We start from the raw sequence: 22,929 nt of genomic DNA, 5'->3' as shown, positions 1-22,929 counted from the left end.
GGTCCAGGCACAGAAGCCTCGGGCGCCGGCAGGGCGCGGGTCCGTTGTGCCCACCCGTTCCGCCCCAGCGGAACGACTGCCCACAACGGGGGCGGGCGGGGGCACCGGTCCAGCGGGCGCAGCCCACAACGGGGGGCGCGGGGGTGGGCACCGCCCCGCGGGCGCAGCACACAACGAGGGGCGGGGCGGCGGAGCTAGGTCACCTGGAGGTTGGCCATCATGCCCATGTCCTCGTGTTCCGCGTTGTGGCAGTGGAAGAGGTAGCGCCCCCTGTACCCCTCCCACCGCGTGATGATCTCCGCCGATTCCCCCGGCCGCAGCGACACCGTGTCCTTCAGGCCCCCGTCGTGCGCGAAAGGCGCCTCGCCGCCCCGGGAGAGGATGCGGAAGCCCGTCAGGTGGAGGTGGACGGGGTGGTGGACGTCCGCGACCAGGCGCCAGATCTCCACGTCGCCCAGGCGGACCGTCACGTCCGAGCGGGCCGGGTCGAAGGGGAGGCCCCCGATCAGCCAGCCGTGGCCGCCGTCCTCGCCCATGCGGCCCGCGCGGAAGGAGAAGTCCCGTGTCCGGACCGCCTCCGAGCGCCGCCAGGTGGGGAGGTCGGTCGAGAGGACGGCGGGGACCCGGCTGTCGTCGGCGGCCTTGCGCGCGACCCTGAAGGCCATCACCTCCCGCGTGCGCCCGGAGCCCAGCCGGTTGACGAGCTTGACCAGCGTGCCGACCGGGAAGCGCGAGAAGTCGACGACCACGTCGTAGCGTTCGGCCGGGGCGACGGGCAGGGCGGAGTGCTTCACCGGTGCCGCGAGCAGGCCCTGGTCGGCGCCGATCTGGACGAACTCGACCGTGCGCCCGTCGTCTTCGTCGACGAACGCCAGCTCGTAGTGCCGGGCGTTCGAGGCGTTCAGGAGGCGCAGCCGGTAGCGGGCCGCGTCGACCTCGTGGACGGGCCAGGGGGCGCCGTTGACCAGGACGACGTCGCCGAGGACGCCGGCGAGGTAGGGCTCGCGGACTCCGGGGCGGCCGCGCAGGGTGGGGTCGAGGGACGGGTAGTCGAGGCTGCCGTCGGCGGCGAACGCCCGGTCCGCGATCATCAGCGGCAGTTCCCGCGGTCCCGCCGGCAGTCCGAGGGCCTCCTCGGCGTCGTCGCGCACGATGTGCAGCCCGGCGAGGCCCCGCCAGATCGCCGGGGCGGTGAAGTCCATCCGGTGGTCGTGGTACCAGAGCAGCGTCGGCCGCTGGTCGAGGGGGAAGGTGTAGTCCCGGGTGAGGTCGGTCGTCACCGCCCGCGGGTCGTGCATGGCGTGCCCCTGTCCGTGGCCCCCGTGTCCCCCGTGGCCGCCGCTCCAGCCCTCCGGCAGCACCAGGTCCGTCGGATAGCCGTCCGACGCCGCCGGTGTGCGTCCGCCGTGCAGGTGCACGACCGTCGGAACCGGCAGTTCGTTGCGGTGCGAGACGGTGACCGGGCGGCCGCGGCGCGATTCGATCGTGGGGCCGGGGAAGGTCCCCCCGTACGTCCACAGCCGTGTCCGCACGCCGGGCAGGATCTCCGCCGTCACCTCGCGCTGGGTGATCTCGTAGCGGTCGACGCCGCCCGTGGTGGCGACCGGCTCCAGGACGGCCGGGAGCGGCAGCGGCACCCGGAACGGGGGCGGCAGCGGTACCGCGCTGCGGAGTTCGGCCCCGGTGGCGGCCGGGCGGCGGGAGAGTCCGGCGGCGGCCGTCAGCCCGCCCGCCGCCATCAGTCCGAGCGCCCCGCCGACGGCCAGGAGCCGGCGCCTCGTGAGCTCAGGCATCGACGGCCTCCAGAGCCCCCCGGCGGTCCAGCGGTCGCAGCCAGACCGCGGTGAACAGCACGACGACGGCGGCGACGGTGAACACGCCCAGGGGGATGTGCAGCCACAGCGCCCCGGCCGTCCCGGCGAAGTACTGCGCGGTCTCGGCGACCGCGAGCGCCAGCGTGACGTAGAAGGGCCAGGACCGGCGCAGCCGTGCCCAGACCACGATCGCGACGACGAGCTGTACGAGGCAGAGGGAGGTGACGACGTCGGCGCCCACCCCGTGCATGCCCAGTCCGTCGAAGTCGCCGCTCAGATAGACGCCGGCGAACACCGGCTGTCCGAAGACCGCCACCACGTGCGCCGTGACGACGGCTCGCCACACGCTCCTCAGCATGCCGCGCCCTCCCCCTTGTTGTCGGTGCGGGAACGCTCACGACGCTAGGACCCGGCCGATACCCTGTCCAAGATCAATATCGTTATCGGGCTATGTCCCCGGGGGCATGATGGATCTCCACGCGCTCAGGCAGTTCGTCGTCGTGGCCCGCCTGGAGCATCTCAGCCGGGCGGCCGAGGAACTCCGCGTGGCGCAGCCGTCGTTGAGCCGTACCGTCGCCCGCCTGGAGAGCGAGCTGGGCACGCCGTTGTTCGACCGGGTCGGCCGGCTCCGGCTGAACGACGCCGGGAAGGTGTTCCTCCGGCACGTCGAGCGCTCCCTCGGGGAGCTCGACGCGGGGCGCCGGGCCGTCGCCGCGCTCGCGGGCGGGAAGTTCGGCACCGTACGGCTGGCCTCGGAGACCTTCCTCACCCTGACCGGGCCGCTCGGGGCGTTCAAACGGGCCCACCCCGGCATCGAGGTCGAACTCCACCAGATGGCCGCCGAGGAGATGGCCCGCGGCCTGCGCGGTCAGGAGGTGGACCTCTGCGTCGCCTCGCAGCCCTTCGCGCCCGACGGCCTGGAGGCGGTGCGGCTGCTCGACGAGGCGGTGTGGGTGGTCGCGCCGCTCGACCACCCCCTGGCGGGCCGCGCCTCGGTGACCGTCGGCGAACTCGCCGACGAGCCCTTCGTCACCACCCGCACGGGCCACTGGCAGCGCAGGCTCCTCGACCGGCTCTTCACGGGGAACGGCCTGGCGCCCCCGAGGATCGTCTGCGAGGGCGACGAGCCCAGCGCGACCGCGATCCTGGTCGCCGCGGGGCTCGGCGTCGGCCTCATCCCGGACATGGCCCGGCGCAGCGCCACCCGCGCCCCCGTCTCCTGGATAGCCGTCGACAGCCCCGACTGCCGGCGCACCCTCACCCTGCTCCGGTACGCCGACGGCCACCCGACGGGCGCCGCGCGCCTGATGCACGCGGCGCTGACCGGCTGGGACTGGACGTCCGGCCCGGTCTGACCCGCCGGACTCCCCCGGGGCCCGGCCCGGCCCGCCGGGCAGACGGCGCTACTTTCCGGGTACCCCCTGGCCGCGCACGCGCAGTGCCCGGCGCAGGTCGTCCAGTTGGTCCACCAGCTTGCGGTGGAGGGCCGGGATCATGGTGTCCTCCGCGAGGTGGGACTCGCCCAGGGACAGGGACTCCTCGTCGATCGCGTACGAGGGGAAGGCGTAGCGGCCGGCGGCCTCGGCCATCGCGGGGCCCCGGCGGTCGCCGAGCGCGACGGCCGCCTCGTAGAAGCGCGGCACGTACTCCCGTACCAGCTCGGCCTGTTCGGGCTGCCAGAAGCCCTGGGCGGTGGCGGTGAAGAGGTAGTTGGAGAGGTCGTCGGAGCCGAAGAGGGACGACCAGGCCGCCTCCTTCGCCTCCGCGGACGGCAGGGAGGCCCGGCAGCGGGCCGCGCCCTCCTGGCCGGTGGCGCTGGGGTCCCGCTCCAGCTCGGCCGCGATCACGGTCTCGTCGGTGGCGCCGAGGACGGCGAGGCGGGCGAGGATCCGCCAGCGCAGCTCGGGGTCGAGCTCGGGGCCGCCGTGGACGGTGCCCTCGTCGAGCCAGGAGGCGATCTTGTCGGGGGTGGTGGCGCTGTCGATGCAGGCGCGGACGGCGGTGAGGCGCAGTCCGGGCTCCTCGCCGTCCTCGGTGCGGCGGAGCAGGGCGCGGGCGATCTCGCCGATGCCGGCGAGGGCCGCGGGGCGCTCCTCCTCGGTGACGTACCGGTCGGCGATCTGGGTGCGGGCGAAGCCGAGGATGCCCTGGACGAGGGCGAGCTCGGTCTCCTCGGGGAGGTGCGCGAGGGCGGCCTCCAGGTAGGCCGCGGGCTCCAGTTCGCCGTCGCGGACCATGTCGCGCAGAGCGTTCCAGATCACGGCGCGGGTCAGCGGGTCGGGGACGCGGGAGAGGCCGCGCAGGACGGTCTCCTCGGAGACCTCGTCGAAGCGGAGCTTGGTGTAGGTGAGGTCGCCGTCGTTGAGAACGACGAGGGCGGGGCGCGGGCCGGTCAGTTCGGCGGGCGCCTCCTGCGGGACGTCGAGTTCGCGGCGCTCGCGCAGGGTGAGTTCGCCGTCGGGCTGCCGGTCGTAGATCCCGGCCCGGATCCGGTGCGGGCGGCTGCCGTCGCGGTCGACGTGGAGCAGCCAGTGGGTGCCCTCGCCTTCGAGGCGGGGGGTGAGGGTGTCGACGCCGGTGGTGCGCAGCCACTGTTCGGCCCAGGCGTGGACGTCGCGGTCGGTGGCGGCGGCGAGGTTGTCGATGAAGTCGGCGAGGGTGGCGTTGCCGAACTTGTGGCGCTTGAAGTGGATGTTGATGCCGGCGAGGAAGTCCTTCTCGCCGAGCCAGGCGACGAGCTGGCGGAGCGCGGAGGCGCCCTTGGCGTAGGAGATGCCGTCGAAGTTGAGGAGGGCGGAGGCGGTGTCGGGGACGGCCTCCGGGTCGGGGGCGACGGGGTGGGTGGAGGGACGCTGGTCCGCCTCGTACCCCCAGGCCTTGCGGGTGACGCCGAAGTCGATCCAGGTGTCGGGGAAGAGGTCGGAGCAGGCCTCGTTGACGGTCTGGAAGCCCATGTACTCGGCGAAGGACTCGTTCAGCCAGATGTCGTCCCACCAGCGCAGGGTGACGAGGTCGCCGAACCACATGTGGGCCATCTCGTGGGCGATGACCATGGCGCGGGTCTGGCGCTCGGTGACGGTGACGGCGGAGCGGAAGACGAACTCGTCGCGGAAGGTGACGAGTCCGGGGTTCTCCATGGCGCCGGCGTTGAACTCGGGGACGAAGGCCTGGTCGTACGAGTCGAAGGGGTAGGGCTCGTCGAACTTCTCGTGGTAGCGGTCGTAGCAGGCCTTGGTGACGGCGAGGATCTCGTCGGCGTCGGCGTCGAGGTGGGCGGCGAGGGAGCGGCGGCAGTGGATGCCGAAGGGCAGGCCGGCGTGCTCGGTGCGGATGCTGTGGAAGGGGCCGGCGGCGACGCAGACGAAGTAGGTGGAGAGCAGCGGGGTGGCGGCGGCCTGCCAGCGGCCGTCGGGCTGCTGCTCGGTGATGCCGTTGGAGAGGACGGTCCAGCCTTCGGGCGCCTTGACGCCCACCTCGAAGACGGCCTTGAGGTCGGGCTGGTCGAAGGCGGCGAAGACGCGCTGGACGTCCTCCATGAACAGCTGGGTGTAGACGTACGACTCGCCGTCGGTGGGGTCGGTGAAGCGGTGCATGCCCTCGCCGGTGCGGGAGTACCGCATGGTGGTGCCGATGCTCAGGGTGTGCTCGCCCTCGGTGAGGGTCAGCGGGAGCCGGTTGCCGTCGAGGGCGGTGACGTCGAGGGGCTCGCCGTCGAGCTCGGCGGAGTGGAGGGTCTCGGGCTTGAGCTCGACGAAGGTGTCCCCCGCGGCGCGGGCCGTGAAGCGGATGAGGCTCCGTGACCCGAAGGTCTCGTCGCCGGTGGTGAGGTCGAGGTCCACGCGGTAGTGGTGGACGTCGAGGAGCTGGGCACGGGTCTGCGCTTCGTCGCGCGTCAGTACGGACATGGGCCCTATGCTGCCCGATCGCTCCGTCCCGGGGCAGGGGGTGTACGCGGCTCAGGCCAGGCCGGAGCCGTTCAGGTGGGCGAAGGCGGCGGTGATGCGGGGCCGGTCGTAGCCGTGGGGGCCCGCGGCGCCGCTGGAGATCAGGGTGTGGAGCAGGATCCGGGCCTTGGCGGGGTCGAGCGGTCCGGCCGGGATCAGTCCGTGGTGGAGCAGGTCGTGCTCGGAGCCGGGGCTGCGGTAGGTGTCGGTGAGGGTCGCGCCGCCGCCGGTGCGGGAGGCGAGGACGACGGGGATGCGCCGGGCGATCTCGGCGAGGGGTTCGACGAGCGGGGCGGGGGCGTGTCCGCCGCCGAAGGCGGCGACGACGAGGCCCTGGAAACGGTCGTCGACGGCGTCGAGGAGCTCGCCGCGGTCGCCGAGGGAGAGGGTCACGAGGGCGACCCGTACGGAGGGGTCGAGGCCGAGCGGGCAGAGCGCGGCGGGGACGGCGGGGCGGAGCAGGATCCGGGGCCGGCCCTCGACGACGGTGCCGAGGGGGCCCGCGCCGGGCGAGGCGAAGGTGGTGACGGAGGTGGTGTGGGTCTTGCGGGCGAGGCGGGCGGCGTGGATCTCGTCGGCGAGGACGACGAGGACGCCGAGGTTCCGGCAGGCGGGGTCGGCGGCGACGGCGAGCGCGGCGGCGAGGTTGGCGGGGCCGTCGGCGCCGGGCAGGTCGGGGCGGCGCATGGCGCCGGTGACGGCGATCGGCTGCTCGGTGGTGCAGAGCAGGTCGAGGAGGAAGGCGGTCTCCTCCAGGGTGTCGGTGCCCTGGACGACGACCACGCCGGAGCCGTCGGCGACGGCCTTCCGCACCTCGTCGGCGAGGGCGGCGAGGTCCTCGAAGGAGAGGGTGGAGCTGGGGACGCGGCGGAAGTCCCGCAGGACGACGTCCTCGGGGGCGCCGAGGCCGGCGAGGACCTCCCGGCCGGTCATGCGGGCCGCGTCACCGCCTCGGGCGGAGATGGTGCCTCCGAGGGTGAAGACCGTGACGCGGCTCATCAGCGTGCTCCGTCCGCAATCGTCTCGTGGTGCCGGATGACCTCGGCGATGATGAAGTTGAGGAGCTTCTCGGCGAAGGCCGGGTCCAGTTTCGCGCTCTCGGCGAGTTCGCGCAGCCGGGCGATCTGGCGGGCCTCGCGGGCGGGGTCGGCGGGCGGCAGCTGGTGGTTCGCCTTGAGGACGCCGACCTGCTGGGTGCACTTGAAGCGCTCGGCGAGCATGTGCACGACCGCGGCGTCGATGTTGTCGATGCTCTCGCGCAGTCGGGTCAGCTCGGCGGTGACGGCCGGGTCGATGGCACTGGTGTCGCTGGTGTCGCTCATGATCTGCGAGCTTAGACGGATCTCGGGGGGATCGTGGGCGGGTGTTCGGGATCCGGAACGCTGTTGCTCCAGCCGCCGTGCACGGACCTCCCCTGCTGCTCGCGGAACCGGATGGGCGCGATGCCGACGCGGCGGGTGAAGAGCCGGGAGAAGTAGGCGGGGTCGTCGTAGCCGACGCGGCGGGCGACGGCGGCGACGGGCAGCTCGGTGGCGGCGAGGAGCTCCTTGGCGCGGCCGAGGCGGACGGTGAGCAGGTAGTCCTTGGGGCTGCATCCGGCGGCGCGGCGGACGGCGGTGCGCAGTTCGGCGGGGGTCATGCCGTGCCGGGCGGCGTGCTCGGCGACGGAGAGCGGCTGGAAGGCGTCGCGGGCGAGGGCGGCGAGGACGGGGTCGCCGTCGGCGTTTGTGTCGGCGCGGGCCCGGCGCAGCGCGACGAGCAGCTCGTGGACGGCGGCGGCGGTCTCGACCTCCAGGAGGGGGTTGCCGGGGCGGGCGGCTCGGGCGATCCGGCCGATGGCGGCGCGGGCGGGCGCGGCGTCGGAGAGGGGGACGACGGGCCGGTCGGGCTCGATGTAGCCGAGTTCGGTGTAGGTGGCGGTGGCGGGTCCGGTGAAGTCGACGAAGGCCTCGTCCCAGCCGGTGCGGGGGTCGGCGGCGTAGTGGTGGGGGGTGCCGGGGGTGAGCCAGAGGAGGGCGGGGGCGGTGACGGTGGTGCGGCGGCCGTCGGGTCCCCGGTACCAGCCGCCGCCGGCGGAGACGACGACGGCGACGTGGTGGTCGAGGGTGCGCGGGCCGACGGTGGGCAGGGTGCCGTGCTGGAGTCCGACGCCGAGGCAGACGAGGCCGAGGCGGTGGTGGACGGGGCTGGGCGTGAAGTAGCGCATCCAGGTGTGGTACATCCGCCGGCCTTTCCTCAACGTCCAAACTGCGACGATCTTTGTCCATGGACGGTGCCGCCGCCAGGGGGCGAGGGTGAGGCCATGAGCACGTTCGCTGTGGGTGACGAGGACTTTCTGCTCGACGGGCGGCCGGTGCGGCTGCTCTCGGGGGCGCTGCACTACTTCCGGGTGCACGAGGGGCACTGGGAGCACCGGCTCGGGATGCTGCGCGCGATGGGCCTCGACTGTGTCGAGACGTACGTGCCGTGGAACCTGCACGAGCCGGAGCCCGGCCGGTACGTGGACGCGGACGCGCTCGGGCGGTTCCTGGACGCGGTGGGGCGGGCCGGGATGCGGGCGATCGTGCGCCCGGGTCCGTACATCTGCGCCGAGTGGGAGAACGGCGGGCTTCCGCACTGGCTGACCGGCCCGCTCGGGCGGCGGGTGCGGAGTCTGGACCCGGAGTTCCTGGCGCCGGTGGAGGCCTGGTTCCGGCGGCTGCTCCCGCAGGTGGTGGAGCGGCAGGTCGACCGGGGCGGGCCGGTGGTCCTGGTGCAGGTGGAGAACGAGTACGGGAGTTACGGGAGCGACCGGGGCTATCTGGAGTGGGTCGCGGGGCTGCTGCGGGACTGCGGGGTGAGTGTGCCGCTGTTCACCTCGGACGGGCCCGAGGACCACATGCTGACGGGCGGTTCGGTGCCGGGGGTGCTGGCGACGGCGAACTTCGGCTCGGGGGCGCGGGAGGGCTTCGCGACGCTGCGGCGGCACCAGCCGTCGGGGCCGCTGATGTGCATGGAGTTCTGGTGCGGCTGGTTCGACCACTGGGGCCGGGAGCACGCGGTGCGGGACGCGGCGGACGCGGCGGCGGCGCTGCGGGAGGTCCTGGAGTGCGGGGCCTCGGTCAATGTGTACATGGCGCACGGCGGGACGAACTTCGGCGGCTGGGCGGGCGCGAACCGGGACGGTGAGCTGCACGACGGTCCGCTGCGGCCGACGGTGACCTCGTACGACTACGACGCGCCGGTCGACGAGGCGGGACGGCCGACGGAGAAGTACCGGGCCTTCCGCGAGGTGCTCGCGGAGTACGCGGAGGGGCCGCTGCCGGAGGTGCCGGAGCCGCCGGCCCGGCTCGGCGCGCCGGTCTCCGGCACGCTGGACGAGTGGGCGCCGCTGGACGGGGTCCTGGAGGTCCTCGGCGGCGAGGAGACGGTGACGCCGGTGCCGCCGACCTTCGAGGAGCTGGGGGTGGACCGGGGGCTGGTCCGCTACCGGGTGGCGGTGCCGGGCCCCCGGCAGCCGTACCCGCTGGGGGTGACGGGGCTGCGCGACCGGGCGGTGGTGTACGTCGACGGACGCCCGGCGGGGGTCCTCGACGAGGAGGACGCGGCGCTTCCCGAGCCGGTGGCGGGCCCGGCGCTCGTGGACCTGTGGGTGGAGTCGCTGGGCCGGGTCAACTACGGGCCGCGCCTCGCGGAGCCGAAGGGGATCACCGGGGGCGTACGGCACGAGCGGCAGTATCTGCACGGAGTACGGGCCCGGGCGCTGCGCCTGGACGCCTTCGGCACGGAGACGGTCGCCAAGGTCCCCTTCGGCCCGCCCGCGGAGGCTCCGGGCCTGTACCGGGGGGCCCTCGCCGTGGCCGGGGCGGGGGACGCCCGGCTGCGGCTGCCGGGCGCGACCCGGGGCTTCGTGTGGGTGAACGGCTTCTGCCTGGGCCGCTACTGGTCGGCGGGTCCGCAGGAGGCGCTGTTCGTGCCGGGGCCGGTGCTGCGGGAGGGCGCGAACGAGGTGTGGGTGCTCGAGGTGGAGGGCGGGGGGCCGTCCTCGGTGGAGCTGGACGTCCTCTGAGTCCTCACGGCGGACGACCTGGTCGAGCACGTGAAGGTGCCCCGGAGCCGAGGCCGCTCCGGGGCACCCGTTCAGGGCGGGCGGCTACAGCGTGGCCGCGGCCGACTTGATCGCGGCGGCGAAGGTCGAGACCTCCGTGTAGACGCCGGGGTAGCCGGCCCGCGCGCAGCCCTCGCCCCAGCTCACGATGCCGACCTGGACCCAGGCTCCGGCGTCGTCCTTGCGGAACATGGGGCCGCCGGAGTCGCCCTGGCAGGTGTCGACCCCGCCCTGGCTGTAGCCGGCGCAGATCTCCTCGGCCGGGACCAGGTCGCTGCCGTAGGCGGCCTGGCAGGTGGCGTCGGAGACGAACGGGACGTTCGCCTTGAGCAGGTAGCGCTGCTGCGCCCCGCCCTCGCGGGCGGCGCCCCAGCCGGCGACGGTGAAGGTGCCGCTGTTGTACGCGGTGGTGTCGGCGATCTTCAGGTTGGGCAGCGAGGTGATCGGGCTGGCGAGCTTGATCAGCGCCCAGTCCTTGCCCTGGCCGTTGTAGCCGGGGGCCTGGAGGACCTTGGTGGACCTGACCTTGATGGCGCTGCTCGACTGGAGGTCGACGACTCCGGCGGTGGCGGTGATGCTCGTGTTGGTGCCGGAGCCGCTCACGCAGTGGGCGGCGGTGAGGACGACCTGAGGGGTGATCAGGGAGCCGCCGCAGCCCATGGAGAGCCTGACCATCCAGGGGAACTCGCCCTGGGCGGCGCGGGTGCCGCCGACGACGGGGGCCGGGGCGGCGGAGGCGGTGGTGGGCTGGAGGCTGACGGCCGCCAGGACGACGGCGCCGGCGGCTGCCAGCTTCTGGAGGGCACGGACCATGCGGTTCTGCTTCACGTGTCTTCCTTCTCTCGTGGGGGGTCGGCCTCGACGGAGGGATGACATGAACGCGATGACATGCGCTCGTCAAGGCATGTCCGGATTATGAGCAGCGGCCAACCGGCGCCACAAGAAAGCCTTTTCGGCCAGACCCGGTGGGGGGACCGTACAGTGGACGCGAAGGGGGATCCGGCATGCCGAACCGTCATGGGGCCGACCGTGTCATCCACGGCTTTCCGCACCGCGCCACGGTGCGGGCCTCGCTCACCGCGCTCTACCGCCGCCTCTCCCCCGACGGCGTGCACCGCTACCCGGCCAGCGTGACCGCCGACGACGTCGCCCTCGACGACGAGGAGGACCTCCACCTCGGCGCCCAGCGGGTGGCCCACGCCCTCGTCCGGCACCTGCAGCTGCCCGAGGCGCGCGTCGTGGTGAGCTTCCGTCCCATGGAGTACGCGGCGGCCGTCGAGCTCACGGCCGGACCCGAGTACTTCGTGGAGCTCAACGACCGCTTCCGCACCCGCCGCAGGGACATCGGCGCGGCCCTCGCCCACGAGATCACCCACGTCCTGCTGCACCGGCTCGGCCTCGGCCTCCCCTCCACCTCGGAGAACGAGGTCCTCACCGACGTGACCACCGCCTACCTGGGCGCCGGCTGGCTGCTGCTCGACGCGTACCGGCAGGACGGCGTCGAGAGCCAGAAGCTCGGCTACCTCACCCCGGAGGAGTTCGGCTACGTCCTCGCCAAGCGGGCCGAGGTCTTCGGCGAGGACCCCTCGCCCTGGTTCACCAGCGCCGTGGCGTACGAGGCGTGGGTACGGGGCCGGGCGGAGGCCGCGCGGGAGCGGACCGCGCCGCCGCTCGCCGGGGCGGGCTGGGCCGAGCGCCGCCGGTACGCCCTGCAGCGGCACCGGGGCCGGGCCTCCGAGGACGCTCCGTACGCCTTCGCGGGCGGGGCCCCGGCGACCGCCGTCTCCTTCTCCTGCCCGGTCTGCCTCCAGCGCCTGCGGGTCCCGACGGGACGCACCCTGCGGGCCCGGTGCGGGGTGTGCGGCTCGGTCCTGGAGTGCACGGCCTGAGGCAATCGATTTGCGCCACGCGCCGACGGCGGGTCAGGGTCGTTGCATGAGCACGTTGTTCGACGCCATCCGGGACGGGGACGAGAACGGGGCCGTGCGGCTCCTGCGGGACGGGGCGGACCCCGAGGGGCGGGAGGACGGGGAGACCGCGCTGTACCGCGCGGCCGTCGGCGACGAGGCCGGCATCGTGCGGGTGCTGCTCGCCGCCGGGGCCGACCCCGCCCGGGGCAGCGGCGAGGACGACGGGGACCTGCCGCTGTGCGGGGCGGCCTGCGGCGGGCACACCGAAGTCGTGCGGGCGCTGCTCGCGGCGGGCGCGGCGGCCGACCAGGAGGAGGCGTACGGCTTCACCGCCCTCGCCTGGGCCCTGCGCCTCGGCCACGCCGACACCGCCCGGGTCCTCCTGGAGCACGGCGCCGACCCGGACCGGCCCGGCCCCGACGGGGTCCTCCCGCTCGTCGCCGCCGCGCGGCGCGGCTCCACCGGCTGCGTGCGGGCGCTCCTCGACCACGGGGCGCGGGCCCGGGAGGCGGCCCTGCGGGAGGCCCGGCGGTGGATCGGCGTCGACATCGCGGCCGAGCTGCGGCGCGGGCTCGTCGCCGGGAACGAGGGCGGGCAGACGTACGAGGCGGCCGTCCGGCGGATCCGGGAGGACGGCGGGATCACGGTCGTCGTCGAGCTGCTGCGGGAGGACGGGGCGCCCGGGCGCGGTGACGACCGGGGAACCGGTCACGCGGCGATCGCCACACTCCTGGAGGCGGCGCTCGGGCTGCGCACCCCGCACGAGGAGCTCGCGGCGCGGGCGCTGCGCCGCGGCGACCCGGAGCTCGACGACTGGACGACGGCGGTGGCCGAGCTGGCGGGCCGGGCCGACGAGGAGACGTTCGTGGCGGCGGCCGGGTGGTGCGCCTACCGCGATCCGCTGCGCCGGGCGCTCGGCGCGCGGGTGCTCGGCGCGCTGCCGGGCTTCGGGCCGAGCGCGGTCCCGGTGCTGCGGCGCCTGGCGGCGGAGGCGGTGCCCCCGGCGCGGGAGCCGCTGCTCTCGGCGGTCCTCGCCCTCGGGGAGTGCGGGGACGCGGCCGCCGTGCCCGAACTGCTCGCGGCGGCCGGGCATCCGGACGCGGTGGTGCGCCGGGCCGTCGCGGCGGCCCTCGCCGGGATCGTGCCGGCCGGGCACGTCGAGGCGCTCGGGGTGCTGCTCGCGCTGAGCCGGGACGGCGACCCCCGGGTGCGGGACTGGGCGACGCTGGCGCTCGCCGAGCTGCCCGACGACACCCCGCTCGTACGGGAGGGGCTCGCCGAGCGGCTCGGCGACTCCGATCCGGAGACCGCGGCGGAGGCGGCACGGGGGCTGGCGATCCGTCAGGATCCGCGTGCCGTCGACGCGCTGGCGTCGATCCTCGCGGACGGGGAGGCGGACGGGGCGCCGCGCGAGACGGCGCTCGCCGCCCTGGAGCACGTCCGCGACCCGCGGGTCAGGACCCGTCTGGAGTGGACGACCCCACGCCGCTCCTGACGACGGGCCGTCAGCAGGCGTGGTCGATCAGGTCGAACGTGGCGTAGTGGTCGGAGGTGTAGTAGTCCTCGTCGGCCGTGCTGCCGGTCACGATGCGGCGGGGGCCCCGGCGCGCGCCGTCCGTGAGGGTGCCTCACCGTCCGCCGGCCGGGAGCCGCAGGCTCAGCAGGGCGGTGCCGGCGTAGGCCGCGAGGACCCAGGGCATCGCGGCGGAGAGGGAGAGGTCCGCGAAGTACGCGGTGCCGATCGCGGCCGCGCCGAGGGCGCCGCCGAACTGCTGGGCGGTGGAGAAGACCCCGGAGGCTCCGCCGGCGAGTTCGGCCGGGGCGGCCGAGAGGACGATGCCGACGAGCGGGACGACGAGGAGGCCGAGGCCGGCGCCCGCGACGGCGAGGCCGGGGGCCAGGGGCCAGGCGCCGGTGTGGACGGGGGCGGCGGCCTCCATCGCGTACCAGACCCAGCCGTACCCCCCGGCCATCAGGAGCGCGCCCGCCACCGGGACGTACCGGCCGAGCTTGACGGCGAGCGGTTCGGCGGCCGGGGCCGTGAGGAAGCCGCCCGCCGAGAAGGCCGCCATCAGGACGCCCGCCTGGGTCGGGGTGTAGCCCTGGCCGCCCTGCAGCCAGATCGCGAGGACCAGGAAGAAGCCCTGCATCCCGAAGGCGAAGAGCAGCTGGACGGCCAGGCCGTACGAGAAGGCCGGGACGGTGAAGACGCGCGGGGGCAGCACCGAGCCGCGCACGGCGACCGCGGCCACCGCGAGGGCGCCGGCCGCGAGGAGGCCCCAGCCCCAGAGCGGCCAGCCCCAGCCGCGGCCCTGGACGAGCGGCAGGACGACGGCGACGAGTCCGGCGGCGAGGACGAGGCTGCCGAGCACCGGGGGCCGGGTGGCGGCCCGCTCCCGGGTGGCGGGGACGAGGACGACGGCGGCGGCGAGAGTGAGGGCGGCGACGGGCACGTTGACCAGGAAGACGCTGCGCCAGCCGAGCCCGAAGAGGTCGGCGTCGGTGAGGACCCCGCCGAGCAGCAGCCCGATCGCGGAGGCGAAGCCGGCCACCGCCCCGTACATCCCGAAGACCTTGCCGCGGTCCCTGCCCCGGAAGAGGCTCTGGAAGGAGCCGAGGACCTGCGGCATGAGCACGGCGGCGGCGACGCCCTGCGCGGCGCGGGCGGCGATCAGCTGGCCGGGGCTCTGGGCGATGCCGCAGGCGAGGCTGGCGAGGCCGAAGCCGGCGGTGCCGGCGAGGAAGAGCGCCTTGCGGCCGTACCGGTCGCCGAGCCGCCCGGCGACGACGAGGGTCGCGGCGAAGCCCAGGAGGTAGGCGGAGACGGTCCACTGCAGGGCGCTCTCGGAGGCGCCGAGCCCGTGCCCGAGGGAGGGCAGGGCGACGTTGACGATGGTGACGTCCACGAGGTCCATCAGGGCGGCGACCATCATGACGACGGCGGCGGCCCAGCGGCGCGGGTGGACGAGGAACGGGTCGCCGGTGGCGGCGGTCGTGGCGGTCGTGGACATCTCCACCCTCCATTTATTTCGTTCGGGCGAACGAAATAAAAATGACACGCACGCTCCCTGGATCGCAAGTGTTTCGTTCGGCCGAACGAAATGAATTTTGCTAGGCTGCCGCCATGAGCGAGCGGGACAGCGGGCGGAACGGCGAGCAGGACCGGGACGGGCAGGACCGGGAACGGAGCGCGGTCGTCGCCGCCCTCACCGCCGCCGGCCGGGACTCCAGCGCCGCCTCCGTCGCCTTCCACTCGGCGATCGCGGCCCAGCAGGACCTGGGCGCCACCGAGACCAAGACGCTTGACCTGCTCGAACGGCACGGCCCCCTCACCGCCAAGGAGCTGGCCGAGCACTCCGGCCTGGCCCCCGCCTCCGTCACCGGACTCGTCGACCGCCTGGAGCGCAAGGGCTTCGTGCGCAGGGTGAAGCACCCCACGGACAAGCGCCGGGTGCTCATCGAGCCCCGCCCCGAGAAGCTCGCCGAGCTCGCCCCGCTCTTCGACGACTGGGCGCGCGAGGTGCACGAGCTCTACGAGGAGTTCACGACCGAGGAACTGGCGACGATCACCCGCTTCCTGACGGGCGCGACCGAACGCCAGCGCGCCGCGACCAAGCGCCTCGTGGAGTAGCGACCCGGAACGCCTCGCCGCGCGGGCCCGCACACCCGGGCCGCGCACCGGGGCCCGCACGCCCACGTCCGTACGCCCACGTCCGCACACCCCTCCCCTTCGGCCCGTCCGGCTGCTACCTTCCTCGCCAGCACGTCACCTAACTAACGTTAGGTGGAGGAGTGTTCCGCGGGCCCGTCCGCCCACGGCTGCCCCACCGAGTCCGTCTGCCGTACGGCCACCGGCCGCACGTCCGTCAGTCCGCAAGGGAGCCCAGCCATGCCCCTGTCCCGACGCGCCCTGCTCACCACCGCCGGCGCCGCGCTGTTCCTCGGCGCCGCGCCGCCCGCGCTCGCCCGCCCCCGCCCCGCGGCCGCCACCGCGATCCGGCAGATCCCGCTCCAGGGCGCGGTCAACGTCCGCGATCTCGGCGGATACGCCACCTACGACGGCAGACGGGTCCGGCACGGTCTCGCCTACCGCGGCGACCACCTCGCCAAGCTCACCGACGCCGACCTCGCCACCCTCGCCGGGCTCGGCCTCGGCACCGTCGTCGACCTGCGGATCCCGCTGGAGGTCGGCCACGACGGCGCCGACCGGCTGCCCGCCGGCGCGGTCCCGGTGGCCCGGCCCGTCACCGACCACGGCCTCTTCGGACAGCTGACGGCCGCGATCGGATCCCGCGACCCGGTGCGGCAGGAGGAGATGCTCGGCGGCGGGAAGGCCGCCGCCTTCATGCGCGAGGTGTACCGCACCTTCGTCACCGACCCCGCGAACCGGGCCGCCTTCGCGGCCACCCTGCGGGACCTGGCCGATCCCCGCCGGGGGTCGCTGCTCCTGCACTGCACCTCCGGCAAGGACCGCACCGGCTGGACGAGCTGGCTCCTGCTCACCCTGCTCGGGGTGCCGGAGCCCTCCGCCCGCGCGGACTACCTCGCCTCCAACACCTTCCGCGCCGCGTACGACGCGCGGGTCCGGGAGGGGCTGAAGCAGGGCGGGCTCATGCAGAACCCGGACCTCATCGTGCCGCTGCAGGAGGTGCGGGCCGAGTACCTGGACACCGCCCTCGACCAGGTCCGCACCTCGTACGGCAGCGTCTTCCGTTACGTGTCGGTCGGCCTCGGCCTGGAGCTGCGCGAGCTCGCGGCGCTCCGCGAACGGCTGGTGCCCGAGGCCTGACGCCCGCCCCGGCCGGCGCCCGCCCCGGCACCGGAACCCGCGCCCCGGCCCGCGGCCGAGCCGCGCCCCGCACCGCCCGCACCGCGTCCGGAGCCGCCCGACGCGCCGGAACCCCGGCCCGTCGGGGTCCCGGAGGAGGAACCCCGGGACGTGGTGCCCGAGCCGGGCGCCCGCCCGGTGGACGGGCCGGAGGCGCGGCCCGGGGCCGGCGCGCCCGTCCCCGTACCTCCGCCGGTCGAACCGCCGGAGGCCGGACGGCGACGGCGACGGCCGCCGCCCGTGCCGTTCCCGGCGGCCGTCGCCTTGCGCGGCGGGGTCGGCTGCGGGACCTCGATGACGACGGGGACGCCCGAGGGCTCCCGGGCACCGGTGAGCTCGGCGAGCTCCTCGTCGCTGGACTTGATCTGCGCCGTGCGGGGGCTGATCCCCGCGTTCGACATCAGCCGGCCCATGTCCCGCTTCTGCTCGGGCAGCACCAGCGTGAAGACGCTGCCGGACTCGCCGGCGCGGGCGGTGCGGCCGCCCCGGTGCAGATAGTCCTTGTGGTCCATCGGCGGGTCGACGTTCACGACCATGTCGAGGTCGTCCACGTGGATGCCGCGGGCCGCCACGTTCGTCGCGACCAGCGTGGTGACCTGGCCGTTCTTGAACTGGTCCAGGGTCCGGTTGCGCTGCGGCTGCGAGCGGCCGCCGTGCAGCCCGGAGGCCCGGACGCCGTTGGCCAGGAGCCGCTTGACCAGCCGGTCCACGGACCGCTTGGTGTCCATGAAGAGGATCGTCCGGCCGTCGCGGGCCGCGATCCGCAGCGTGACGGCCTTCTTGTCGGTCTCGTCCTGCACGTACAGCAGGTGGTGCTCCATCGTGGTCACCGCGCCGGCCGAGGGGTCGACGGAGTGCACGACCGGGTCGTCGAGGAACATCTTGACGAGCTTGTCGATGTTCCGGTCGAGGGTCGCGGAGAACAGCAGCCGCTGCCCGCCCGGCTCGACCTGCTTCAGCAGCTTCGTGACCTGCGGCAGGAAGCCCATGTCGGCCATCTGGTCCGCCTCGTCGAGGACGGTGACGGCGACCTGGTCCAGACGGCAGTCGCCCCGCTCGATGAGGTCGTGGAGCCGGCCGGGCGTGGCGATGAGGACCTCGGCGCCGCGCCGGAGGGACGAGGACTGCCGGGAGATCGACATGCCGCCGACCACCGTGGTGATCCGCAGCCGCAGCGCGGAGGCGTACGGGGTGAGGGCGTCGGTCACCTGCTGGGCGAGCTCGCGGGTCGGCACCAGGACCAGCGCGAGGGGCGCGGTCGGCTCGGCGCGGCGGCCGGCGGTGCGGGCGAGGAGCGCGAGCCCGAAGGCGAGGGTCTTGCCGGAGCCGGTGCGCCCCCGGCCGAGGACGTCGCGCCCGGCGATCGAGTTCGGCAGGGTCGCGGCCTGGATCGGGAAGGGCTCGGTGACGCCCTGCTCGGTGAGCGTCCGCAGCAGCGCGGCCGGCATGTCCAGGTCCTCGAAGGAGGCCACGGGCGGCAGCGCGGGCGTCACCGTCTCCGGCGGAGTGAACTCCTGCGGCGGCGGGGGCGCAGCGGGACGACGGCCGGCGCGGCCCTTCGGCTGGGACGTGGACTTCGCCTGGGCGGTGCGGGGGCCGCGCTTGTGGGGGCGTTCGGAGCGGGTCATTCGTGCCTTTCTGGCCGGTGCGCGGCGCAGCCGGGGCCCGCACCTGCGCGATGCGGGCCCCGGCTGTACCGCCCGGAACACGAGATACGGGCTCCGGCTGTCTCTCCCGGAGCGCGAGACACGGCCCCGGCTGTCTCTCCCGGGACTCGCGATACAGGTCCCGGATGTCTACAGGAACAATAGTGCGCCCCAGGACCTTCCCGCCCCGGCCCCCCGTCCCCGGTCGCCTCGGGACCCTTCCGTCCTGCTCCGTTCCGGACGTCTCAGGGCCCTCCCGTCCTGCCCCGTCCCGGACGTCTCAGGGCCCTCCCGCCCCGGGGCCGCGTACGGCGATTCCGTCCAGGACCATGGACAGGTACTGGCGGGCGATCTCCTCCGGGCTGTGCTGTCCGCCCGGCCGGTACCAGGACGCGGCGACCCACACGGTGTCGCGCACGAAGCGGTAGGTCAGGCGGACGTCGAGGTCGGCGCGGAAGACCCCGTCCGCGACGCCGCGCTCCAGGGTTCCGAGCCAGGCCTCCTCGAACCTGCGCTGCGAGTCGACGAGGTAGCCGAAGCGGGGCTGGTCGACGAGGTGCTGGGACTCCTTCTGGTAGATGGCGACGGCGGCGCGGTGCCGGTCGATCTCCCGGAAGGACTCGGTGACGAGGGCCTCGATGGTCTCGCGGGGACCGAGTCCGGCGCCGAGGACGGCGTCGTACCCCTCCCACAGCTCGTTCAGAAAGGTGGAGAGGATCTCGTCGAGCATCGACTCCTTGGAGTCGAAGTGGTAGTAGAGGCTGCCGGCGAGCATCCCGGCGGCGTCCGCGATCTTGCGGACGGTGGTGGCGTTGTACCCCTGGGCGGCGAACACCTCGGCCGCCGTGTCGAGGAGTTCACGGCGCCGCTCGGGCCCCCCGCTCACTTGGGTCTTCTTCTTGCTTGCAGTGTTCGGCACGCGCCCATTCTGGTCCCCCCGCGCACCGGCCCACCCGGGAGTCAGGGCTCCTGGCGCGGCGGGCTGTCGTCGTTGCCGCGCCGGAGCGTCCGCGTCGGGCGTCCCGGCGCCCAGCTGCGGAAGCAGATCTCCTCGCCCTCCACCCAGGTCCGTACGACCTCGGTCGGCTCCACCCGGAAGAGGTGGAAGGGCTGCGGCGCACCCGTCTCCGCCGCGTACCGGTCCAGGATCCCGGGGTCGGTGACCTCGACCGCGCGGCCGGAGATCCGGACGTCCCCGCCGCCCATGTCGGTGCCGGGGCCCGGGTTGGCGAGCAGCGCGAACCGGGGGTCGCGGCGCAGGTCGAGCGCCTTGCGGGAGTTCGGCATCATGCCCAGCCAGAGCTCCCCGCCCCGGAAGTCGGCCTCGATGCCGCTGAGACGCGGCGAGCCGTCCTTCCGGACGGTGGCGAGGGCGTGGTGGGTGTACTGGCCGAAGCGCTCCCGCACGGTCGCGGCGAGCTCGGGTTCGGCGGCCTCGAAGGCCGGCCAGGTGGTCCCGGTGTCTCGCACGACCGCGCCGCGCGGAGCCGTGCCCCGCGCGGCCGTGTCTTCCACGGCCGTGTCTTTCATGGCTGTGTCTTCCATGGCCGTGTCTTCCATGGCTGTGTCTTCCATGGATCCAGGAGACACCGGATACCCGACAACCACTGTCCGGATTACTCCGGTGACGCGTCTCAGGCGGTGGCGGCGCGCTCCGCCGCGCTGCGCTCCACGCAGAACTCGTTGCCCTCCGGGTCCGCCATGGTGGCCCAGCCGGTGCCGTCGGCGTTCCGTCGGTCGTCGATCAGGGTGGCGCCGAGGCCGAGCAGCCGCTCGACCTCCTCGTCACGGGTGCGGTCCTGCGGCTGGAGGTCGAGGTGGACGCGGTTCTTCACCGTCTTCCCCTCGGGGACCCTGATGAAGAGGAGGTTCGCACCGGGCGACTCGACGAGCGCCTCCGGGTCGCCGGGCTTGTCGTCGTCGGAGAGCTCGGCGTCGAGGACGGCGGCCCAGAAGCTCCCCAGGGAGTAGGCGTCGGCACAGTCGATGGTCACGTGTCGCACGAGAGAGGTCATGGCCCCATGATCGCCTGCGGCGACATCGGGGGCGAGCGGATTACCTTTCTCCGTACCGGAGTTGACGTCCCTCCGTCACCGCCCCGAGCGCCGCGGGCGAGGAGCGGTTCGCCCGCCTCGACGAGGAGCGGTTCGCGCGCCTGGGAGCGGTCTCGGGTTCATGACCGTACGACGCCCTGGGCCCGGGCGGCGGCGAGCCAGGCCGGGAACTCGGAGACGAGCCGGTCGTACAGCTCGGCGTCCGGGACCCGGTTCGGGTCCTGGCCCGCGTGGAAGAAGCCGGCGTTGTCGAGGGGGCGCTTGGCCGGCACGGCCAGGTCGTCGAGCCTGCGCAGGAACTCGAACTGCCGGCTGCCGGGGTCGCCGAAGCCGACGAACTGCCAGAAGATCGGCAGCCGGGCCGCCTTGCAGACGTACCGCTCGGCGGCGAGCCTGTTGATCGGCCCCCCGTCGGTCTGGAAGACGACGAGCGCGGGCGCGGTGGATCCGCTGTCCAGGTAGTGGTCGATGACGGCGTCCATGGCGAGGTGGTAGCTCGTCTTCCCCATGTGGCCGAGACCGGCGACGATGCGGTCGATCCGGCCGGTGTGGTCGTCGAGCCGGATCTCGGTCTCCGCGTCGACGTCGGTGGAGAAGAAGACCACCGGCACCCGTCCGTCGTCGTCGAGGTGCGCGGAGAGCCCGAGGACCCGGTCGGCGAGGGCCTGCACGGTGCCGTTCGCGTAGTACGGCTTCATGGAGCCCGAGTAGTCGATGACGAGGTAGACGGCGACCCGCTGTCCGCCGATCCCGTGCCGCGCCAGCGACGCCCCGGCCTCCTTGTAGAGGCTCACCAGGGCGGGTGCGGTCTCCTCGACCTTACGCAGGCTCAGTGCCATGGCCGTTCCCCTCCAACTCCTCGATGTCCGCGAGCATGGCGTCGGCCAGGTCGCGTTCGGCCGCGTAGTACCGCTCGGCCCACGCGAGGGTCAGCCGGGGGTACGCCCACGCCTCGTCCGCCCCCGCGTCCGCCACGTCCGCCTCGGCGCGCCGCCGCATCCGCTCGGCGTACTCCCGGTGCGCGGCCAGGATCTCGCGCATCCGCTCGGGTTCGAGGAGGTGGCCGAGCCAGAGCCGGAGCATCGGCCCGTGCTTGAGGACGGGCGGGTCGAGGGGGGCGGTGCGGGCCCAGGTGCGGACGGCGTCGAGACCCTCGCCGGTGATGCGGTAGACGCGCTTGTCGCGGGTGCCGGCCTCGGGGGCGACGAGCCGCGAGGTGGCGTAGCCGCTGTTCTCCAGGCGTTTGAGCTCGCTGTAGACCTGGCTGAAGGACGGGCTCCAGTAGAAGAGGCCGAGGGACCGGTCGGCCCACTTCTTGACGTCGTAGCCGGACAACTCCCGCCCGTGGGACAGCAGTCCGAGCACGGCCCAGCTGGTCGCGGGAAGTCCCGGCACGCCTTCTCGGTCCACCACGGAGTCCACCACGGTCGGCAGTCTACGGCCCTTCCCCCCTCCCTCTATGCCTGCTAGAAGTATTTCGATTAGGCATAGACGCCTGGGGAGGAGCTCCCGTGAAGTTCTCCATGATCTTCGAAGCACAGCTCGTCGACCCGACCCCCGCCCGCGAACGCCAGGTCCTCCACGACTGCGTCGAACAGGCCGTCCTCGCCGAGGAGATGGGCTTCGACCGGATCTGGGCGGTCGAGCACCACTCCCTCGTCCAGTACGCCCACATGAGCGCGTCCGAGATCTTCCTGACCTGGGTCGCCGCCCGCACCCGGACCATCCGCGTCGGCCACGGCGTGGTCACCATGCCCTTCGGCTACCAGCACCCGGTCCGGGTCGCCGAACGCGCCGCCATGCTCGACGTGCTCTCCGGCGGCCGGGTCGACGTGGGCGCCGGCCGGGGCGCGACCCGCCAGGAGACCCGGATGTTCGGGGTGCGCCCGGAGGACACCCGCCCGCAGACCGAGGAGGCCCTGCGGATCTTCGCCGCGGCCTGGCGGGAACCGGAGCTGGAGTGGCACGGCACCCTCGACATCGGCCCCGGCGCGGTCCTGCCCCGCCCCGTGCAGACGCCCCACCCGCCGCTCTTCATGGCCTGCTCGCGGCACGAGTCGCTCCGGCAGGCCGCCGAACTCGGCATCGGCGCCCTGGTGATGGGCTTCGCGGGCGCCGAGGACGTCCGGGCGATGCGCGCGGTGTACGACGAGGCGATCGGCGCCAGGGACGGATCCCGGTTCGTCTCCACCGAGGTCAACGACCACTTCTCCGCCCTCTGCCCGACGATCGTCCTCGACGACGCCGCCCGCGCCCTCCGGCTCGGCACCCGGGGCCAGCGCTTCTTCGCCGAGTCGATCGCCCACTGGTACGGCGGGGCCCCCGCCCCCACGGGCCACGCGGAGGACGAGGACCACACCGGGGCGCTCGACGAGCAGCGCCAGAAGCTGATCGCCCGCCTGCACGAGGCGGACGTCCCCGCGCGGCCGGTCGACACGGGCACGTACAACACCGACCACGCCTACGGGGACGCGGCCACCGCGATCGCCTACGTCGAGCGGCTCCGGGAGATCGGCGTCGACGAGGTGATGTGCCTGATCCAGATGGGCACGGTGCCGCAGGAGGTCTGCCTGGAGACGATCCGGCAGTGGGGCGAGCACGTCATCCCGCGTTTCCGCGGGCCCCGGTAGGAACGCGCCGCAGCGC

At 74.1% G+C, this 22,929-nt stretch carries 21 protein-coding genes and 1 pseudogene; 7 read left to right on the top strand and 15 right to left on the bottom strand.

The annotated features are described in order from the left end of the window. Positions 1–194 precede the first annotated feature (194 nt). On the bottom strand, positions 195–1,793 hold the full coding sequence (locus ACIGW4_RS35115; RefSeq protein ID WP_399585543.1) for a multicopper oxidase family protein: 1,599 nt from the start codon (positions 1,791–1,793) through the stop codon (positions 195–197). Further along, entirely contained in the window at positions 1,786–2,172 is a 387-nt protein-coding gene (locus tag ACIGW4_RS35110; RefSeq protein ID WP_359589291.1) for a hypothetical protein, read from the bottom strand. The genes ACIGW4_RS35115 and ACIGW4_RS35110 overlap by 8 nt, the downstream gene beginning before the upstream one ends. A 106-nt stretch (positions 2,173–2,278) precedes the next feature. Between ACIGW4_RS35110 and ACIGW4_RS35105 the strand changes: the two genes are divergently transcribed. Next, positions 2,279–3,169 carry a LysR family transcriptional regulator gene (locus tag ACIGW4_RS35105; protein WP_398712617.1) on the top strand — a complete coding sequence of 297 codons (891 nt, stop codon included), beginning with the start codon at positions 2,279–2,281 and terminating at the stop codon, positions 3,167–3,169. Positions 3,170–3,217: 48 nt separating this feature from the next. On the opposite strand, the gene pepN is transcribed toward ACIGW4_RS35105, so the two are convergent. From pepN to ACIGW4_RS35085, 4 genes are read right to left on the bottom strand one after another with little or no spacing between them, the layout of a single operon-like run. Beyond that, entirely contained in the window at positions 3,218–5,719 is a 2,502-nt protein-coding gene (gene pepN, locus ACIGW4_RS35100; protein WP_123451271.1) for an aminopeptidase N, read from the bottom strand. Between the two features lie 51 nt (positions 5,720–5,770). Then, on the bottom strand, positions 5,771–6,757 hold the full coding sequence (locus tag ACIGW4_RS35095) for an asparaginase (protein WP_399585540.1): 987 nt from the start codon (positions 6,755–6,757) through the stop codon (positions 5,771–5,773). Further along, positions 6,757–7,080 (bottom strand): chorismate mutase, encoded by a 324-nt coding sequence (locus ACIGW4_RS35090; protein ID WP_123451275.1) that lies wholly within the window; start codon positions 7,078–7,080, stop codon positions 6,757–6,759. Before ACIGW4_RS35090 ends, ACIGW4_RS35095 begins: the two co-directional genes overlap by 1 nt. Positions 7,081–7,091: 11 nt before the next feature. Continuing rightward, positions 7,092–7,979 (bottom strand): AraC family transcriptional regulator, encoded by an 888-nt coding sequence (locus tag ACIGW4_RS35085; protein ID WP_123451277.1) that lies wholly within the window; start codon positions 7,977–7,979, stop codon positions 7,092–7,094. 81 nt (positions 7,980–8,060) lie between these two features. On the opposite strand from ACIGW4_RS35085, the gene ACIGW4_RS35080 reads away from it, so the two are divergent. After that, positions 8,061–9,806 carry a beta-galactosidase family protein gene (locus ACIGW4_RS35080; RefSeq protein WP_399585537.1) on the top strand — a complete coding sequence of 582 codons (1,746 nt, stop codon included), beginning with the start codon at positions 8,061–8,063 and terminating at the stop codon, positions 9,804–9,806. An 84-nt stretch (positions 9,807–9,890) separates the two neighbouring features. Here the strand turns inward: ACIGW4_RS35080 and ACIGW4_RS35075 are convergent, their stop codons facing one another. Continuing rightward, complete coding sequence (locus ACIGW4_RS35075; protein WP_123457259.1) at positions 9,891–10,658, bottom strand: trypsin-like serine protease; 768 nt, start codon at positions 10,656–10,658, stop codon at positions 9,891–9,893. A gap of 191 nt (positions 10,659–10,849) precedes the next feature. On the opposite strand from ACIGW4_RS35075, the gene ACIGW4_RS35070 reads away from it, so the two are divergent. Continuing rightward, positions 10,850–11,734 (top strand): hypothetical protein, encoded by an 885-nt coding sequence (locus tag ACIGW4_RS35070; protein WP_399585536.1) that lies wholly within the window; start codon positions 10,850–10,852, stop codon positions 11,732–11,734. Between the two features lie 46 nt (positions 11,735–11,780). Next, positions 11,781–13,250: an ankyrin repeat domain-containing protein gene (locus ACIGW4_RS35065; RefSeq protein ID WP_359589287.1), complete on the top strand. Its 1,470-nt coding sequence runs from the start codon at positions 11,781–11,783 to the stop codon at positions 13,248–13,250. Positions 13,251–13,260: 10 nt separating this feature from the next. Here ACIGW4_RS35065 and ACIGW4_RS35060 read toward each other — a convergent pair. Then, a pseudogene (locus tag ACIGW4_RS35060) lies at positions 13,261–13,359 on the bottom strand (ribonuclease); the annotation flags it as partial. A 24-nt stretch (positions 13,360–13,383) separates the two neighbouring features. After that, a complete protein-coding gene (locus ACIGW4_RS35055; RefSeq protein WP_359591799.1) occupies positions 13,384–14,766 on the bottom strand; it encodes an MFS transporter in 1,383 nt (460 codons plus the stop codon). Between the two features lie 113 nt (positions 14,767–14,879). Between ACIGW4_RS35055 and ACIGW4_RS35050 the strand changes: the two genes are divergently transcribed. After that, positions 14,880–15,386: a MarR family winged helix-turn-helix transcriptional regulator gene (locus ACIGW4_RS35050; RefSeq protein ID WP_398712630.1), complete on the top strand. Its 507-nt coding sequence runs from the start codon at positions 14,880–14,882 to the stop codon at positions 15,384–15,386. 258 nt (positions 15,387–15,644) lie between these two features. Beyond that, positions 15,645–16,544: a tyrosine-protein phosphatase gene (locus ACIGW4_RS35045; RefSeq protein ID WP_399585531.1), complete on the top strand. Its 900-nt coding sequence runs from the start codon at positions 15,645–15,647 to the stop codon at positions 16,542–16,544. On the opposite strand, the gene ACIGW4_RS35040 is transcribed toward ACIGW4_RS35045, so the two are convergent. The 6 genes from ACIGW4_RS35040 to ACIGW4_RS35015 form a co-directional block, all read right to left on the bottom strand. Next, a complete protein-coding gene (locus ACIGW4_RS35040) occupies positions 16,469–18,211 on the bottom strand; it encodes a DEAD/DEAH box helicase (RefSeq protein ID WP_399585529.1) in 1,743 nt (580 codons plus the stop codon). The two genes, ACIGW4_RS35045 and ACIGW4_RS35040, sit on opposite strands and share 76 nt — an antisense overlap. 298 nt (positions 18,212–18,509) lie before the next feature. Next, positions 18,510–19,148, bottom strand: a complete 639-nt coding sequence (locus tag ACIGW4_RS35035) for a TetR/AcrR family transcriptional regulator (RefSeq protein ID WP_399585526.1) — start codon at positions 19,146–19,148, stop codon at positions 18,510–18,512. Positions 19,149–19,189: 41 nt separating this feature from the next. Beyond that, positions 19,190–19,759: a pyridoxamine 5'-phosphate oxidase family protein gene (locus ACIGW4_RS35030; protein ID WP_399585524.1), complete on the bottom strand. Its 570-nt coding sequence runs from the start codon at positions 19,757–19,759 to the stop codon at positions 19,190–19,192. Between the two features lie 104 nt (positions 19,760–19,863). Next, positions 19,864–20,244 carry a VOC family protein gene (locus tag ACIGW4_RS35025; protein ID WP_359591804.1) on the bottom strand — a complete coding sequence of 127 codons (381 nt, stop codon included), beginning with the start codon at positions 20,242–20,244 and terminating at the stop codon, positions 19,864–19,866. 158 nt (positions 20,245–20,402) lie between these two features. Further along, positions 20,403–21,122, bottom strand: coding sequence for a vWA domain-containing protein (locus ACIGW4_RS35020; protein WP_399585521.1), 720 nt, complete (start codon positions 21,120–21,122; stop codon positions 20,403–20,405). Further along, positions 21,103–21,708, bottom strand: a complete 606-nt coding sequence (locus tag ACIGW4_RS35015) for a PadR family transcriptional regulator (RefSeq protein ID WP_398712639.1) — start codon at positions 21,706–21,708, stop codon at positions 21,103–21,105. Before ACIGW4_RS35015 ends, ACIGW4_RS35020 begins: the two co-directional genes overlap by 20 nt. 86 nt (positions 21,709–21,794) lie before the next feature. Between ACIGW4_RS35015 and ACIGW4_RS35010 the strand changes: the two genes are divergently transcribed. Then, a complete protein-coding gene (locus ACIGW4_RS35010; protein ID WP_359591805.1) occupies positions 21,795–22,913 on the top strand; it encodes an LLM class flavin-dependent oxidoreductase in 1,119 nt (372 codons plus the stop codon). Positions 22,914–22,929: the final 16 nt, after the last annotated feature.

The organism is Streptomyces sp. NPDC053513 (genome assembly GCF_044544765.1).
Classification (GTDB): domain Bacteria; phylum Actinomycetota; class Actinomycetes; order Streptomycetales; family Streptomycetaceae; genus Streptomyces; species Streptomyces litmocidini.
This window is presented reverse-complemented; position numbering and strand designations above follow the sequence as displayed.